Genomic DNA, 17,196 nt, shown 5'->3' on the forward strand with positions numbered 1-17,196 from the left:
TCGTCAAATTCTCGGCTGCGCCGGGTCAGGCGAGGCCGAACTGGTACCCCGTCTGATAGTGCGGCATCCAATGATCGGGTGCCCAGTCGAGCATCGGTGCCGCCGCATCGGGCGACAGCGCCGCCTCCGCGATTTTCGCCGCGTCGCTAGCAAACTCTTCCTTCGCCGCCATCGCCGACAGGACAAAATCGCCCTGGGTCAGCAGGCTCATCGTCACATTGTGGAGGACGATGAAGTCGCCATTGCCGAGGTTGATCGCACCATTAGCACCGACCTGGGTGAACCCCGCCTGCAGCGCCGCGAAACTTGCGAAGCCGAAGGCCGACAGGTCGATCTTGTCGGTGCCGCGCGCAAAGTCGCCGATGACGTCGCCGCCGGTACCGCGCTCGAACACGAAGGTGTCCGCACCGTCTTCGCCGAACAGCACGTCGTTGCCAGCCTTGCCGTTCAGCGTGTCATTACCCGCGCCGCCGAGCAGATAGTTGCCGGCCGCATTGCCGGTCAGCCGGTTCGCGAGATCGTTGCCGACCCCGAACGGTGTATTGCCCTCCAGCACCAGATTTTCGACATTGGCGTAGAGGTAATAGCCCGCGCCATTGATGTTGGCATAGACGGTGTCAATGCCGCCGCCGGCCGCCTCGAAGGTCAGGTCGTTAGGCGTGTCGACATAATAAATGTCGTTGCCCGCGCCGCCGTCCATCAGGTCGTAGTCGCCGAGCCCCGAATCGCCGCGCAAGATGTCGTTGCCCGCGCCGCCGACAAGGATATCGGTAAAGAAGCCCGCGCCGCCGATCAGCGTATCGTCGCCGTCCTCGCCATAAAGCGCGTCGGCGTCGTCGCCGCCGTCGAGGATGTCGTTACCGAGACCGCCCACCAGATAATCGATTCCGGCATCGCCAAACAACTGATCGACACCGGCTTCGCCGAACAGGCTGTCGACCCCGCCCCCGCCGCGGATCACGTCGTCGCCACCGCCGCCAAGCAGCAGGTTCGACCCGGCATTGCCGAGAATGGTGTTGGCGAGATTGTTTCCGGCGCCGAAGATATTGCCCGCATTGGCCGCCAGCGTCAGATTTTCGACATTGGCATAGAGGTAATAGCCGACGGTCGCGATCGCCGTGTCGTTGCCCTCGCCCGCCGCCTCGAAGATCAGGTCGCTCGCGACATCGACATGATAGATATCGTCGCCGCGACCGCCATAGAGGAGATCGCTGCCGGTCAAGCCATCGAGCGTATCATTGCCCGCCAGCCCGCGCAGATCGTCGGGGCCGGCGCCGCCCGTGATCGTGTCGTTGCCGGCCGTCCCCAATACCGGAGCGAACGGGCGCGCGATATCGGTTGCGACGAGGGGCGGCGGCGCCGCCGGAGCCGCAGGGGCCGTCGGGATCGGCTGGGCGGCGATCGGAGCTGCGCCAAAGCGGATCATCGCCGGCGTGATCGCCGCGACCGTCGTGCCGCGGATCAGCATGCTGTCGGTCGCCGAGAAGCGGATGAGGACATCGTTGCCGCTCTGGGTGATCGACTGATAGGCAGCATAGTCCGCGACATCGATATAGTCGTGAGCGCTGCCGGTCTGGAAGTCGGTGACGACGTCGTCGCCAAAGCCAGTTTCGAACCGGAAACTGTCGCGCCCGGCGCCGCCCGTCAAAGTGTCGTTGCCCGCACCGCCCGACAATATGTCGTCGCCCACGTGGCCGAAGAGATTGTCGTTGCCCGCCCCGGTCAGCAGTGTGTCGTTGCCCGCCCCACCAAGAAGGTGGCCGGTCAGACGGCCCATCCGGCCATCGAAGATATCGTCACCGCCACCCAGTCGGACCAGTCCATTGATAGCGTTCGTGTTGACGACGATGTCGGCATAGCTGCTGAGCGCGACGATCCCGTTCATCGTCCCGCTGTTGTAAACGCGCAACCCCGTTTCCGACGCAAACTGTTCGTGGAAGTCTAGGTCGGTCACGCGAATGGCGTAGTCACCGTTGATCGTGCCGCGGTTCCAGACTTCCGAAAGCGACGCGAAGCTGTCGAACAGGATCGCGACGCTCGCGCCCGAGGCGCCATTGTCGTTGGCGGTCAATGTTCCCGCGTTGACGACATCGACGTCGCTTCGATAAGGCGCGCGGACTCCCAAAGCGATGGCGCCTTCGCCGCCAGAGGCGGAGATCGTGCCGCTGTTGAAATAGAGGCCCGGACCGGTCGAATTAAAGTCGTGGATCGTCCCGGCAGCGGTTCCCGACGCCGTCACGACAATCGCGCCGCTGTTCACAAAGACGCCTTCGCGCAAATTCAGATCAAGAAAGGCTGCGGCGTCGCCGTTGTTCGAGGTGACGCGGATTTGCCCGGCGTTCCAGACCGACTGGAAATAAGAACCGCCGAGCGCCGAGGCGTTCTGCGCGGTGATTTCGAAGATCGCACCCGCCTGATTGACGAATTTGTCCCAAAGCCCGGATGCGCCGATGGTCAGCAGGTCAGCCAGCGTCGTGGTCATGCGGAAGGTGCCGCCATTCCAGATCGACGAAGCGAAGTTCGGGCCTTCCTGCAGAATCCCGACCGAACGCGTATCTTCGAAAAGCGGGTTTTCCGAACCGGTGTCGCCAAGAACGATCTGTGTTCCCGCCCCGAGCACAAGGTTGGATGCGGTTTCGATCGTGTCGAAAACGAAGCGCGGAGTCTGGATCGGCGCGACCGCACCCTTGAAGCTGAGGTTCGCGGCGGTCAGCGTGGCCGCATCGGTGTTGCGCAGCAGCAGGCTGTCGTTCGCCGACAGACGGATGATCGTATCGGCACCTGACTGCTCGATCGCGATCGCGGCGGCATAGCCGTATATGTTGATGCGGTCGCCATTGGCGAAGTCCGTGACGACATCGCGACCGCCACCGGCCTGGAATTCGAAGGTGTCATTGCCGCTGCCGCCGGTCAGCGTATCGACGCCCGCGCCGCCGAATAGGATGTCGTCGCCGCCACCGCCGTCGATCTGGTCGCTGCCACCCTCACCATAGATCCGCTCGCCGAGGCCGCTGCCGACGATGACGTCGTTCCCCTGCGACCCGACAAAGAATTCGAAATTGCGGACATAGTCGGTGCTGCCGCCGCCGATGACCGTGCCCAAGGCAAGATTGGCGGTGACCGCGGAGGAGGAGTAGAAATAGGACAGGATGTCGGTCCCGGCACCGCCGTCGAGCGTGTCGCTGCCAAAGCCGCCCTCGACATAGTCGTCGCCGCCGCCCGCGGAGATCACATCGGCTCCGGCGCCACCGAGGAACACATCGGCCCCCTGACCGCCGAGCAGCGTGTCGTCGCCGTTACCGCCCCACACCGCGCCGTTGATCTGTCCCGCACGGCCGTCATAGGTGTCGTTGCCGTTGTCGAGCAAGACGTCGCCGTTGATTTGCCCGCTGTTGATGACCTGATCATCACCCTTGTTGATCAGGATCGTGCCGGTGATCGTGCCGCTGTTGTGCAATATCTCGGCAATTCCATCGTCGGTAAAATCATAGAAATAGTAGCCGATGTCGGCCGTAATCTGCCCCGCATTGCTCCATATCGGCGCAGGTCCCGGAAGCGCCGAGGACTGCACCATCACGCCGATCGACGCATAGGGCGACGATGCGTCGGTCCGCGCGATGATCGTGCCGGCGTTGTGCAGGCCATTCTGCATCGGCAGGTTGGAACCGCTGACGCCGATCGCCAGATAGCCGCCCTCGGCGCGGATCGTACCCGTGTTGTCCAGTTGAGCACCGGTGGTGACGGTAACACCAGCTGCCTGATAGGCCGATGTCGCAAGGATGGTGCCAGTGTTATGGAGCGTTCCGCTTGATACGCCGACCGCCACTGCGCTTCCTCCTACCGCGGAGTGGGCGGAAATTACGCCATGATTTGTGAAACTGCCGCTCAGTCTCAACCCGGTCGCGAAGAGCTGGGTCGGGTCTTTGACAACAGCACCATCCTCGTAGGTGGCAGACATGTTCGCGCGGATCTCGCCATCGACCGAATTGACGAAGGTCGACGACGTGTTGCGGTCGCTTACGACGAGACCTGCGGCCGTTGTCACATAGGGTGATGGTCCCGTCACAAACCCGGTGACGTTAAAGAGGATCGTACCGTTATTGATAAAGGTGCCCGTCGAGGTCGGCAGGAAGGCGACCGTCCCCATATTTTCGGCATGCCCCAGCGGATTGTTCATCTCATAGGTGCGGTTGGCGTCGATCGTCGTCGAGTTGCGAAAGACCGTCGTCACGGGGTTGCGCGCGTGCGGATCATATCCGCCGAAATTTTCGGCAGTGAACTGGGCCACGGTCGTGTTCCGGAACGTGACGATGGTATCCGGCACATAGCCGGCGTTGAAGCCATAGGGCGCCGATTGCAGGATGACGTTGGCGCCCTGTTGCACCAGCCGCAAATAGCCAGCGGCAAAGGGATTGACTCCAAAATATTCGAAACTCGCCGCGGCCCCGACGTTGGCGAAATAGGAATAGCCGGTCAGGTCGTAGGTATCGCCGCCGTTTCCGGTCTGGAAATCGGTGATCGCCCCGCGCACCCGTTCGACCGTGTCGCGGCCGGCGCCAAGCGTGATCGTGCCCACGAAATCGACGACATAGTCGTCGCCCGCCCCCATGTTGACGACATAGCTGCCCTTGTTGAAGACATCGATCAGGGCGCCCGCGATGTGGGTACCGGCAAGGACATCGTTGCCGTCACCCGCCTGGAGGCTGCCGAGTCCGACGCCGCTCTGCGTCAATTCATATGGGACGTTGAGCCGGATGACATCATTGCCGGTACCGGCAATGATCGTCGACATGGCAGTATCATAGATGGTGTCGTCGCCCGCACCGGCGTCGATCTGATCCTTGCCGACGCCGATGATCCGGTCATCGCCGTCGCCGCCGTTCAACACATCCTCGCCGATCCCGCCGTCGATGATGTCGTTGCCGCCACCGCCGTTGATGGTGTCGTTGCCCGCCTGGCCCCACAGCACATCATCGCCGTCGAGGCCGTCGATCGTGTCGTTGCCGGCCTGGCCGAAAAGATAGTCGCGCCCCGCCGTACCGGTGAAACTGTCGTTGCTGGTCGTCGCCGGCTGCGTCGCATGCAGCGGATCGATGCCGAGATTGTCGGCGGTGAAGCTGGTCGCCGTCGTGTTCCGGAAAATCACCTGATATCGATCGAAGCGCAGGATCGTATCCGCACCCGACTGGGTCAGCGTCGCCAGACCGGTTGCAAAAAGATTCAGGCCAGAAATACCGGTGACCGGAAAGGAATCGCGGAAATAGTCGTCGAAGGTCCGCTGGATCGCAAGGCTCAGCCATTCGAGCCTGTCGCCGCCCGCGCCCGTCGTGAAATCGGTGATCACGACATCGCCGGTACCGGTGCCGAACATGGAAAGGCTGAGTTCGACCGTGTCGCGCCCCGTCCCCGTCGTGATCTCGATCCCGTCGCCCACCGCATAACCGGCCGACAAGATGCTGTAGAGAATGATCCGGTCGTCACCGCTGCCGAGATCGACGAGCAGGCGACCCGTCAAGTTCCCGGTGAATTCGACCAGATCGTTGCCAGCGCCGCCCGTCACGGTGACAAGCTCCGACGGCATCGGCGAGATGCGCCCCGAGCGGGTAATGATGATATGGTCGTGGCCATCCCCGCCCGACAGGACATCAGTCCCCGCACCGGTCGCGATCAGCGTGTCGTTGCCGATCCCACCCGACAAATTGTCAGACCCCAGCCCGCCGCCGCTTTCGAGAATATCGTCCCCACTGCCGCCGATCAGCGTATCGCTGCCGAAGCCGCCGTTCAGCCGGTCGTTACCGTCCCCGCCGTTCAGCGTGTCGTTACCGCCCCGTCCCACAAGCGTGTCAGCACTGGCGGTCCCGGTAAGCGTCAATGACGCAACGGCCGAACCGTCGGGTGCATAGCCGGTGAAATTGGCAGCCGTCAGTTGTTCGGGCAGGACGCCCTGCAGCCGTGCCACGATATATTCTGCATCATCTCCGCCCGCGCGCCCGAAACCGTCATAGTCGAACAGCACCAACGTGTCGTTGCCCGCCCGTTCGAGCCGCAGGTGGCCGGTCGCGAAGGGATTGCTTCCTTCTGCCCATGCCTGGGGGCCGCTACCGCCCCCGCCAAGCGACAGCAGACGGTTCAGGTCCAGCACGTCGCCACCAGTTCCGGCAGCAAAATCGGTGATCGTTAAGGCCGGAGCCTCGGGGGATAACGAGAAATCAGGGAGAATTTCCACCGTGTCGCGTCCGCCGCCCAGCGTGAGCGTGGTCGAGGCGCGGCCCGACTGGGCGAAGAAATCGTCGCCGGCACCAAGATCGACGGTCAATTTTCCGTCACGACGCCAGCCGGGGATTCCGGTCTCTGTCGACGTGTTGAATATGACATTGACGCGATCATTGCCGTCGCCGCCCGAAATCGAAATCTGGTCGGTTCTGGACGTCAGTCGCCCGTCGATCGAATAGCGGGTGATCTCGATCTCGTCGTCGCCCGCGCCGCCGATGAAACTGTCGTCGCCATCGGAGTCGGACAGATGATCGTTGCCATCGCCACCCGACAGGACATCGTTGCCGAAACCGCCGGTGATCCGGTCGTTCCCAACGCCGCCATTCAGCACGTCATTGCCGGCGCGGCCGAGCAACAGGTCGTCGCCGCCGAGGCCGTTGAGCGTGCCGCCGATCGCCGACGCGACAAGGAAATCCCCAACCGCCGTCCCGTTCTGCGTGCCGAGTACCGGTGCAGCGCCCGCAGGGTCATAGCCCCCGAAATTGGCGGCGGTCAGCTGGCTCATGTCGACGTTGCGAAGCCGCGCGACCGTCAACTCCACCTGCCCGGGCACATTGCCGTTGAAGTCGGTCTGGATCAGAACGTCGGCGCCGTCCTGAATCAGACGCAAATGCCCGCTGGCGAACGGGTTGGCCGCAGACTCGCTCGCAGGACCAATCGAGCGAAGCATGATGTCGCGCAGGAACAGGGACAGATCGATCGAATCGCCGCTATCACCCGCAGCGAAATCATTGATGACGACGATATTTCCGTCACCCTGCTGGATCGGCTGAAAGCGCGTTCCAAGAACGACCGTGTCGCGGCCGGCACCCAGCGTCAGTTCGGGCTGCGATCCACGCAGGCGGTCGATGATGACGACATCGTCGCCAGTCCCCAGATCGACCTTGATGCTGCCGCCCAGATCGGACTCGATCCGGACCAGATCGTTCCCGCTGCCGGCGTTGATCTCGTGCCGGGTGCGGATCGCGAACATGCCCGACTGGACCACATCGCGAAGGCTGATCTGGTCGTTGCCGGCACCGCCGTTGATCGTCTGGTTGCCGAAGCCCGCGACAATGACGTCATCGCCATCCTCGCCGTTTATCACGTCGTCGCCATCGCTGGCGAGGATGGTGTCGTTGCCCGCCCCGCCATTGATGACATCGTCGGTGCCGGTGCCGTAGAGCTTGTCGTTCCCCGTGGTGCCGTTGATCGTCGCCATGTCAGTCTTTGTCCCCAAGAAATCCTGTGCCGGCCCCCGCGCCCGCGCCCGCGCTATTCGTCATATATCGCCCCGTCACGCCCATAGATCGGCGGCATGGTGCCGCGCCATCCATTGGTCGGGATTCCAGTCGAGCACCAGCGTAGCAACATCGGGAGCAAAGGCGGCGTCTTCGACAGCTTTTGCGCCGTCGCCGAACAGGTTCGGTTTTCCCGCCGTCGCCGACAGGATGAAATCGCCCTGCGTCAGCTGGCTCATCGTCACATTGTGGAGAACGATGAAATCGCCATTGCCGAGGTTGATCGCCCCATTGGCGCCGACCTGGCTGAAACCCGCCTTCAGCGCCGCGAAGTTCGCGAAACCGAAGGCCGAGATGTCGATCTTGTCGGTGCCGCGCGCGAAATCGCCGATCACGTCGCCGCCGGTGCCGCTTTCGAAGACGAAGATATCGGCGCCCGCTTCCCCGAACAGCACATCCTCGCCCGCCTTGCCGTTCAGCGTGTCGTTGCCGGCGCCGCCGAGCAGATAATTGCCGATCGCATTGCCGGTCAGCCTGTTGTCGAGTTCGTTGCCGACGCCGAACGGCGTGTTGCCGTCGAGGATGAGATTCTCGACATTGGCGTAGAGATAATAACCCGCGCCGTTGATCCTTGCGTACACCGTGTCGATGCCGCCGCCGACCGCCTCGAAGGTCAGGTCGTCGGGGGTGTCGACATAATAGATGTCGTTCCCCTCGCCGCCGTCCATCAGGTCATAGTCGCCGCGGCCGTTCAGGCCGTTCAATATGTCGTTGCCCGCCCCCCCGACCAGAATGTCGGTGTGGAAGCTGTTGCCACCGGTCAGGACGTCGTCGCCATCCTGACCGTAAAGGGCGTCGGCATCGTCGCCGCCGTTCAGCCGGTCGTTGCCCGCGCCGCCGACGAGATAGTCGACGCCCGCATCGCCGAAGAGCTGGTCGGCGCCATCCTCGCCGAACAGGCTGTCGCCCCCGGCCCCGCCGCGAAGGACGTCGTCGCCGCCGCCGCCGAGCAACAGATTCGATTCCGCATTGCCCTGGATCGTGTTCGCAAGATCGTTGCCGACGCCGAAAATGCCACCGGCGGTCGCCGAGAGGGTCAGATTCTCGACATTGGCGTGAAGATAGTGTCCGACCGAGGCGGTGACCTCGTCCACGCCCTCGCCCGCGATCTCGAAGATCAGGTCGTTCTGATTGTCGACGCGATATTTGTCGTTGCCCGCGCCGCCATGCATATGGTCTGCGCCGGTCCCGCCATCGAGAATATCCTCGCCGCCGCGCCCGAAGAGCAGGTCGTCGCCGGCGCCGCCTTCCAGCAGGTTGATCGCGTCATCGCCCGTCAGCGAGTCGGCAAAACGGCTGCCGATGACATTTTCGATCAACACCAAGGTATCGATGTCGCCGCCCGGGGCGCTGGCGGTTCCGGCGGCGAGCGAGAGCGTGACGCCGGTGTTCAGATCGTCGTAGCTTGCCGTATCGGTGCCGGCACCGCCGTTGAGCGTGTCACTGCCTGCCCCACCCAGCAGCAGGTCGTTACCGTCGCCGCCATTCAAAATGTCGGCTCCGCCCAGGCCGCGCAATTCGTCGCTGCCGACCAGCCCCGAAAGGATGTTGATCCCGGCGTTGCCGATCAGCCGGTTGTCGAGCGCGTTGCCGGTCAGGGCGATCGCCGTGGTCGCCGCGGCGTCGGCCGCCGCCAGCGTTTCGACCTGGGCATTCGCGCCGAGCGTATAGTCGATGGTCGCGTTGATCCGGTCATTCCCCTGGAACGCCAGTTCGGTGACCGTGTCGCCGGCATGGTTGACCAGATAGACGTCATCGCCCTTGCCGCCATCGAAGGCATCGGCGCCGCTCGTCCCGGCGAACTGCTGGTCGCGCACCGAAAGGTCGATCAGGAACACCTGACCCGACGCATGGTCGCGATAGACGAGATGCTTGCCGTCGGGGCTGATGTCGAGCTGCGCGCCGGTCATGCTGCCCGCGCTCGGCGTCGCGCCGACATCGACGAAAAAGCGGTCGATTTCGGTGAAATTGGTCGTTTCCAGCGCGACGATCTCGCCGCCGACGAGGTGATAATAGAGAATATCGCCGCCAGGATCGAAGGTCATCGCGTCGACAAAGCCGCCGCTATTGACGCGGCGAAGATCATTGCCAGAAACATCGGAGATATTGATCGCGAGTTCGACGATATATTGGGCGATCAACCCACCGGACTCGCTGATCGACTGGACGCCGCTATTGAAGCCCGGCTGCAGCGGGCCGTTGCCGCTATCGCCCCTTACAACGAAGCGCCCGGCCACCTCGTCGTAAACCGACCACTCGCCGCCCGAGGTCTGCGACGACGCAGCGAGCGTGAGACGGCCGGAATCGGTCAGGAAAACGCGCGTGTTGTTTCCATCACCAAAAATGCCCTCGATCGGCGTGTAGGTGCCCGTGGCGAGGTCGAGCAGTTGCATCTTGCCGCCGTATAGCGCGACAATGGCGTGGGTGCCGTCGGTCGCCTGGACGTCGGTCGCATAAGGACCACTTGCCTGCGCAAAAGACGTCACCGCGCCGGTGTCGGTCGCCACCCGATAGATGGCCGCGGGTCCGCCGCTTTCGGCGCGCGTGAGGAGCAGGAACGAGCCGTCGTCGGACACGCTCATCGCGCCGAAGCCGGGTCCGAACTGCCATGTCGTGATCAGCGTGCCCGTCGCGGCGTCGAAGACGTGGATGCGCGAATTCTGCGTCGCCACATAAACGCGCGATCCGTCCGGGCTGAACGCGATATCCGACGCGCCGCTGGCCTGAATTTCTTTTGTCGTGACGCTGTCGTCGGCCAATGCCTTACCCTTTCTGGCAGCGTCCTAGGTCAAAATCTGACGGACGCGTGTTTGAATGTCACCGCCGGAACACCAGCATGTGATCGATATTGTGCGGCATGGCGAAAATTTCGTCTTTCGCTATCGGGCGCACGCCCGCGACCGGGTCGACGATTTCGAGAGAGAAATCATAAGCGAGTACCTCGTCGAGGAAGCCACGCGGGTCGTCGTAGCGCTGGACGGTAAATTCCATGAAGATCGTCAGCGGGCGCCTTTGTTTCAGGATGCCGGTCATGCCGTGCCAAACCTGTTGCTCGAACCCCTCGACATCGATCTTGATGAATTCGGCGGCGAGCGCATGTTCGATGGTGTCGAGCCGGCGCACCGGCACCACGACTTCCGATGTGGTATTGTGCGACCGGCTGGTGCCGGGAAGCAGAACCCGGCCGCCGCCCGGCGAACTGTCCTGCACCTCGAGCCGCAACTCCGATTCCCCGGCGCCGAGCGCAATTTTGTGGAGATCGGTAAATCCCGCAAAGCCGTTCACCTGCAGGCTCTTGTCGAGCAAGCCTGCTAGGCGGGGATTGGGTTCGAAGGACAACACCCGCCCCTCTGGCCCGGTGAGGTCGGCGAGCAGGAGCGAAAAATAGCCGAGATTGGCGCCGACATCGAGGACCACTGAACCACGCCGCACGCTGCGCAGCATCGCTTCGGTCACCCACATTTCCCAGAAGCCATCCATCATCAGATGACTGGCGATGCCGATATCGCGCGTATCGACATACATCTTGTAGCGCCCCAGCACGCGGCACAGCGCCTCATGGTCGCCAAGATAGTGCGATCGGCAAAGGCCGCGAATATCGGCTTCGTTGTCGTTGCGCGGATGGCTGAGTAAGCGCCAGATGTCGTAATAGTTGGCCGCGCCCATAAACCCCTCTTATTGCAGTCGATATCGCGTAATTTCTTGTGACACTAGCGGTATTTGTTCCATTTTCGCGACTTTGCGACAAGCCGCGCGACCAGGCTGCGGATGCGCGACCGTGGCGGCATGTCGGCAAGGGCCACCAGCAGATGTTCGGGCGAACAGGGCAGCCCGGTCCGCGGATCGGCATAGAGCGGGTAAAGGATCAGTGTCGCCGCGACCAATTGCTCGAGCGAGAGCGGGCGTGAACGCTCTTGTGCCGCGCCGCGATCGTCGGTGAGCCCCCACCCGGCGTAAAAGGGCTGGCCGTACACACTCACCCGGCGTCCGCGCAAAAGCGCCTCGAACCCCAACAGGGACGAGAGGACGTGCACCGCATCGACCCGTTCGAGCAGGTCATGGGTCGCTCCGTCGGCGAGGACGAGGTCCGCGTCGGCAGCGATCGCGGGCTCGCGCCATTCGCCGTCGCGCAGTCCGGCGACGACGTCGGGATGCGGTTTGAAGATAATGAAGCTGCAGGGATTTTCCCGCCGTGCGGCGGAAACGATCTGCGCGAAGGATATCCCGCCGCCGCCCGCGATCACCGATAGATCGTCCGCGACCTGTCCCGCAATCAATATGATATGCCGGTCCGCCGGAAGATCGACGCGCTTGCCACCCAAATTATATTTGGTCGCGCCGTTCGTCCGGATCTGCGCGATCAGCGCGGCCGCACGGGCGGCCAGTTCAGCGTCGATCGATGCGGTCTGCAGCAGCATGTCCAGATCGCCGGGACGCGCGGGGTCGTAATAGATGCCGCGCTTGTCGAGGACGATCGAGCAAGGCTGGACGAGCGCGGCCCCAAGCCCGGCCGAGCGGATAAAGCCGTCCTCGACGCGCCAGACGGAATCCCCTCCTCGCAAGCGTTCCAGCGCCGCGATGTCGGTCCGCGATGGCCAGGCGGCAACGGCCCCCTCGACGCGGCGGGCTTCCTCGACGTCGGACAGGCAGGGTGCGTCGGGCGACCCGATCAGGAACTGGCGAATGCGCCGCCTTTTCCAGCCCGCGATGCCGAACATCGCGCCAACGCCCGCCGTGCGTCCGGCAACCTCGCGCCAGCGCACAAGATAATCGAGCATTTGGTCGAGCGACCAATCGAGGCCGTCATAAGGGGAAACATAGCGCCAGTCGGTGCGCAAACATGCCACCGCCCGCTCGGCCACGGTCGCCGTTTCGGCATGCCTGACCCGGCCCTTTTCGACCGCCACGATCCTCCGGCCCGCGAGCGCCGCCAGCTGAACAAAAACGCGCTCGGGGTCGTCGCAGCAAACCGTCGAAACGCGGTCGATCAGTGGCCACGGGTCCGATTTTTCATCGAACCGCGCATGGTGCGGCCAATCCGAAGCAGAGATATTCGGGGCCACCAAGAGGATCGGGCCGGGACACGCGCGCGCGCAAATGTCGAGCAGCACCTGCAAATTTGCGGGATCGCGGCAGACGATTGCGCAGATGTCGCCCTCGACCGCGCCGAGCCAAGCCGCCAGCCGGGCGTCGAGCGGGCGCCAGAACAGGCCGCCGACGCGGCCGCCGACGATCCGCGCTGCCACCGCTTCGACCGTGCCGGTCTCGTGCAAGGCGACGTGCCCGGCACGCCGCCGGATCCGCGCCTTGTGACGCCGGTGCGGCGGCAATGCCAGGATGGCCGGAGCCGACATCGTCGGATCAGCGCGTCAGCACGTCGACCGTCACGACGGGAGAAGTCAGCTGGTTGAGCATCTGGACCAGCTTCGCGAACTGCGCCGACCGGGCATTGGCGATCAGGACCACATCGTCGTCCTGCATGCGAAAGCGGCTGGCGACGAAATAGCTGCGCGGATCGAGAAGATTGAGGCGGTAGATGGTCGGCACCGACGTCACCGTGCCGTCCACGTCGGTATCGACATAGCGAAAGACGAAGACGCCGGTCGCATCGGCCTGATTATCGATCGGCCCGCCCGCGCGCGCCAGCCCCTCGACGAGCGAAACCGGCGTGTCGGCAAGCGGCACCTCGGCGACGTCGCGCGCCGCGCCGATGACCGAGAAACTCTGCTGCCGTTTCAGCAACTGGACGACATCGCCGGGCATCAGGCGGATGTTCGCGGCGTCGCCCGCCCGAATCTGGTCGAGCGGCATTTCCTGGCTTTCTCCCGCACGCGCCAGCCGTACGATCAGGTTCGACTGCTGATCGGCGGGACCACCCGCCGCGGCGACGACGTCGAGGACGCGTTCGCCCGCCGCGGTAATCGCGATGCGACCTGGTGCCTTGACCTCGCCGCCGACGGTGATCGACCGCATCGGTCCCGACGCCACGCGCACCAGCACGTCGGCCTGTTGCGACAGGCCGCGCAGCCGGGTGCGGATTTCAGCCGCGACCCCCTGCGGCGTACGTCCGAGGACGTCGATCGGCCCGACATAGGGGATGTTGATATAGCCGCCTTGCGGTACGCTAATCGTCGGCAGCGTCGCACCGGCCGCCGACACCGTCGGATCCTTTGCATTGCTGCCGCTGTCGACCGCGCCGAACAGGCGATAGCCGACCTCGAACACGACGATTTCCAGATTGTCGCCGACCAATATCTCTTCGCTGCTGGTCGTTCCGTCGGTGAACGACCAACCGGCGGACGGCAGCGTCGGCACCTGAACCTCGGTCCATCCGCTTTCGGTCAGGTCGACCAGATTGAGTGTGCGGCCGTCGGCGAGCGTCGCCGGTTTCGTCACCTGCCCGGTCGTCGGCGCCGCCGAAGGCAGCATCGCGCAGCCGCCGAGCGCGCCGGCCAGCAACAGCGCCGCCGCCACCGAGCGGATCATCGTCACCGGCGGGGTCCGGACAGCAGGCTGTCGTAGAGCGCGTTGAGCCGGTCCTGATAGGCTGGCATCGAGAATTTCTCCGCCTGCGCGATACCGCGCCCGAAAAGGTCGGCGCGCAGTTCGGCATCGGTATCGATCCGGCGCAGCGCCGCGGCAATGTCCTGAATATCATAAGGATCGACGAGCAGCGCCGCCGAGCCCGCGACTTCGGGCATGGAACTGGTGTTCGCAGTGATGACGGGCGTCCCCAAAGTCATGGCCTCGAGGATCGGTAACCCGAAACCCTCATAGAGAGAAGGAAAAGCCACGCCCTTGGCCCCGCGCACCAGCAGCATGAGCAGCCGCCGCGGCAGATAGTCGATCCGCCGGATATTCTTGAAGATCGTCTTCATCGGCCGGGTCTCGTCGCGCTGGATCAGCGACAGTTCGACGTCGGCGCCCCATGCACGGCGACCGAGGACGACAAGCGGCGCCTTCACGCCCGAGGCGAGATAGGCCTCGATCAGCCGTCCGACATTCTTCTTCGGCTCGATCGCGCCGAAGAAGAGGAAATAATCCTGAAAATCGAGACGAAAAATGCTCTTGATGGCCTGCCCCACCTCGGCCTCGTCGCCGCTCGCGAGGCTCAGGCTCTGCGCAGAGGGCCTGATCGCCTGATAGGTGTTGGTGATCTTTCCCTCGGCTTCGGGAAAAAAGTCGACGATATCCGCGCGGCTCGCCTCGGACACCGTGGCGATATGATCGCCCTTGCGAATGCAGGCGCGCATCAGCTTGTGATAGATCTTCTTGTTGTCGAGGCTGGCATAGGGAAGCTTCATCGGCACCAGATCGTGCATCGTGTAGATGTTGCGCGCCCCGGCCACGCGGATCGGCCACGGATAGGTCCAGTGCATGATGTCGGGCGCATCGGGCAAGGAAACGGTCGTGAAGGTTCCGAATCGGCGAAAATTGCGCATCGCCTGGTCGAACAGGTCCGACACGGTGAACAGCCGGTCGAAATCGGGCAATCGGTGCGCAAAGGGCCGGACTTCCTGCTTGCCGTGCAGATCGACCTGCCGCGCCTTGCGCGCCTTGACCGTCCAGCTGAGTTCGCGGCCCCAGCCAAAGCTCCACGATCGCGGCGCCTTCGACTGATATTCGGCGCCGAGCGCTTCGAAGAAATTGACGTTGCGCAGGACTTTGCGGAACGGCGTGCGAAGACCATAAACGCCGTCGAGTTGATGGCCGGCGGCCTGAATCGCATGCGCGAGCGACATCGAATAAGTCGCGACACCGGTTCCAAATGGCAAAGCCAGATTAAAACCATCGATTCCGACCCGCATTATTCCTCCGACACTGTTGGGCGGAGTGGATCGTCGATTCGAAATTCCGCTTTAATTGCGTTCACCTAGCTGGAGAAACCGGTCATAGGCAAGGCGCAAGCGCGCGGCGAAGGCGGCTTCGCCATACCGTTCGAACATCGCCGGCAGCGGCGTTCGCATCCCTTGTGCGGCCGCGTTCACCCGAACAATCGCGCCGGTGATCGACGCGGCGTCGCGCGGATCGACGAGCGCCGCCGCCGCGCCCAGAACCTCACGCGAGACGGGGCTATCCGACGCGATCACCGGAACCCCCGCCATCAGCGCCTCGACCGGCGGCAAACCGAAGCCTTCGGCGAGCGACGGCATCAGCAACGCACGGCAATCGACGGTCAGGCGTTCGACGACCGCATCGCCAAGCCAGGGCAACCGGACAATGTCGGGCGAAGCGATGTCGCGTTCGAAGGCGGCCCGGTCGCGGCGATCGGTCCAATGCCCGTCGGGCCCGGCAATCACCAGTTTCACGCCGGTTTTCGCCGCGCGCCACGCTTCCACTGCGCGACGGACATTTTTGCGGGGTTCGACGCTGCCGAGCAGGAGGAAATAGCGTCCGCGCTCAAGCCCGGCGGGCAAGGACGCCACGGCGCGCGGCGCCTCCACGGGCTGCCAGGTGCATATCGCGCGCCGCGCATCAATGCCGGTGAAGGCGAGCAGTTCATCGCGCACTCCTTCCGACACGCAGGTGAAACAGGCGCCCCGTTCGGCCAATGCCGTCAAAAGGCGGCGGAAACGGCCCGATGGGATGGCCGAATATTCGGGCTGACGGATCGGGATCAGGTCGTGGACCGTCACCACGTTCAGCGCCCCTTTCGCCCACATCGGCATCGGATGCGACCAATGGAAAAGATCGACCGGCCGATCCAGCCTGACGCTGCGCAGCCGGCCGGTCAGCGTGAACCATTTCTGGGCATCGGCAAAATAGCGCGCGTTTACCCGCATCGTTTCGCCGTCGGCCCCGATTTCGTCGGTCAGCGATTGCGGCGGCGCGAACAAATCATCGTGACGTTCGATGCACTGCCGCAGCCGGTCGCGATAGCGGCGGACCCCCGTCCCCTGCCCCCAACCGACGCTCCGCTTGTCAAGTGCGACCCGAACCGTCATCTAGAGGGCCACGCAGCCCGCCGGCTTGCGACGCGAGCCTTTATCGATGATCGTCTTCAATCGGGTTTCCAAATCCTATGCGACCCGCAACGGGCGCCATTACGTCCTCGATAACGTCAGTTTCGCGATCGAAAAAGGCCAATCGGTCGGCGTATGCGGGCACAATGGCGCGGGCAAGTCGACCTTGCTGCGCCTGATCGCCGGCGTCGAACAGCCGAGCAGCGGCACGATCCGACGCGGCATGTCGGTGTCCTGGCCGCTCGGCCTGTCGAGCAGTTTCCAGAGCAGCCTGAGCGGGGCCGACAATGCGCGCTTCATCGCCCGCATCTATGGCCGTCCGGTCGACGACACGCTCGCTTTCGTCGAGGATTTCGCCGAGCTGGGCAATTATCTGCGCATGCCACTGCGCACCTATTCGGCCGGTATGATGGCGCGCCTCGCTTTCGCGGTGTCGCTCGCCGTCTCGTTCGACTGTTACCTGATCGACGAGATTACGGCGGTCGGCGACGAGCGGTTCCAGGATCGCTGCCGCGAAGCGCTGCTGCAACGCAGGCAGGAACGCAGCCTGATCATGGTGTCGCACGACCCCGCCACGCTCCGCGAATATTGCGATCGGGGCATGGCCGTGCGAGCCAGCGAAGTGCTGCAGTTCGACAGCATCGACGAGGCGATCGCGAGCCATTTCGCGCACGCCTGAA

The 17,196-nt window shown here is 63.8% G+C and carries 8 protein-coding genes; 1 reads left to right on the top strand and 7 read right to left on the bottom strand.

The features are described 5' to 3' along the window. Positions 1–25: 25 nt before the first annotated feature. From ASD67_RS23675 to ASD67_RS11815, 7 genes are all read right to left on the bottom strand, one after another. Positions 26–7,474: a calcium-binding protein gene (locus ASD67_RS23675; RefSeq protein ID WP_056347402.1), complete on the bottom strand. Its 7,449-nt coding sequence runs from the start codon at positions 7,472–7,474 to the stop codon at positions 26–28. 75 nt (positions 7,475–7,549) lie between these two features. Then, on the bottom strand, positions 7,550–10,312 hold the full coding sequence (locus ASD67_RS23925) for a hypothetical protein (RefSeq protein WP_056347404.1): 2,763 nt from the start codon (positions 10,310–10,312) through the stop codon (positions 7,550–7,552). Between the two features lie 58 nt (positions 10,313–10,370). Continuing rightward, positions 10,371–11,219, bottom strand: a complete 849-nt coding sequence (locus ASD67_RS11795; RefSeq protein WP_056347406.1) for an FkbM family methyltransferase — start codon at positions 11,217–11,219, stop codon at positions 10,371–10,373. A 44-nt stretch (positions 11,220–11,263) separates the two neighbouring features. Beyond that, positions 11,264–12,907 (bottom strand): capsular polysaccharide export protein, LipB/KpsS family, encoded by a 1,644-nt coding sequence (locus ASD67_RS11800; protein WP_082545024.1) that lies wholly within the window; start codon positions 12,905–12,907, stop codon positions 11,264–11,266. Positions 12,908–12,914: 7 nt separating this feature from the next. Further along, a complete protein-coding gene (locus ASD67_RS11805; RefSeq protein ID WP_056347411.1) occupies positions 12,915–14,039 on the bottom strand; it encodes a polysaccharide biosynthesis/export family protein in 1,125 nt (374 codons plus the stop codon). Between the two features lie 2 nt (positions 14,040–14,041). Beyond that, positions 14,042–15,361 carry a glycosyltransferase family 4 protein gene (locus ASD67_RS11810; protein ID WP_056347414.1) on the bottom strand — a complete coding sequence of 440 codons (1,320 nt, stop codon included), beginning with the start codon at positions 15,359–15,361 and terminating at the stop codon, positions 14,042–14,044. A 51-nt stretch (positions 15,362–15,412) separates the two neighbouring features. Further along, the gene (locus ASD67_RS11815; RefSeq protein ID WP_056347415.1) at positions 15,413–16,498 is read right to left on the bottom strand and encodes a glycosyltransferase family 4 protein; all 1,086 of its coding nucleotides are present in this window, start codon (positions 16,496–16,498) and stop codon (positions 15,413–15,415) included. Between the two features lie 46 nt (positions 16,499–16,544). On the opposite strand from ASD67_RS11815, the gene ASD67_RS11820 reads away from it, so the two are divergent. Continuing rightward, entirely contained in the window at positions 16,545–17,195 is a 651-nt protein-coding gene (locus ASD67_RS11820; RefSeq protein ID WP_056347418.1) for an ABC transporter ATP-binding protein, read from the top strand. The last annotated feature ends 1 nt before the right edge of the window (position 17,196 follow it).

This window comes from Sphingopyxis sp. Root1497 (assembly GCF_001427085.1).
GTDB lineage: Bacteria > Pseudomonadota > Alphaproteobacteria > Sphingomonadales > Sphingomonadaceae > Sphingopyxis.

What these genes read in the sequence shown, in the direction of transcription:
- ASD67_RS23675 (WP_056347402.1), bottom strand. Translation starts at nt 7,474, where the DNA reads ATGGCGACGATCAACGGCACCACGGGGAACGACAAGCTCTACGGCACC.
- ASD67_RS11795 (WP_056347406.1), bottom strand. Translation starts at nt 11,219, where the DNA reads ATGGGCGCGGCCAACTATTACGACATCTGGCGCTTACTCAGCCATCCG.
- ASD67_RS11800 (WP_082545024.1), bottom strand. Translation starts at nt 12,907, where the DNA reads ATGTCGGCTCCGGCCATCCTGGCATTGCCGCCGCACCGGCGTCACAAG.
- ASD67_RS11805 (WP_056347411.1), bottom strand. Translation starts at nt 14,039, where the DNA reads ATGATCCGCTCGGTGGCGGCGGCGCTGTTGCTGGCCGGCGCGCTCGGC.
- ASD67_RS11810 (WP_056347414.1), bottom strand. Translation starts at nt 15,361, where the DNA reads ATGCGGGTCGGAATCGATGGTTTTAATCTGGCTTTGCCATTTGGAACC.
- ASD67_RS11815 (WP_056347415.1), bottom strand. Translation starts at nt 16,498, where the DNA reads ATGACGGTTCGGGTCGCACTTGACAAGCGGAGCGTCGGTTGGGGGCAG.
- ASD67_RS11820 (WP_056347418.1), top strand. Translation starts at nt 16,545, where the DNA reads ATGATCGTCTTCAATCGGGTTTCCAAATCCTATGCGACCCGCAACGGG.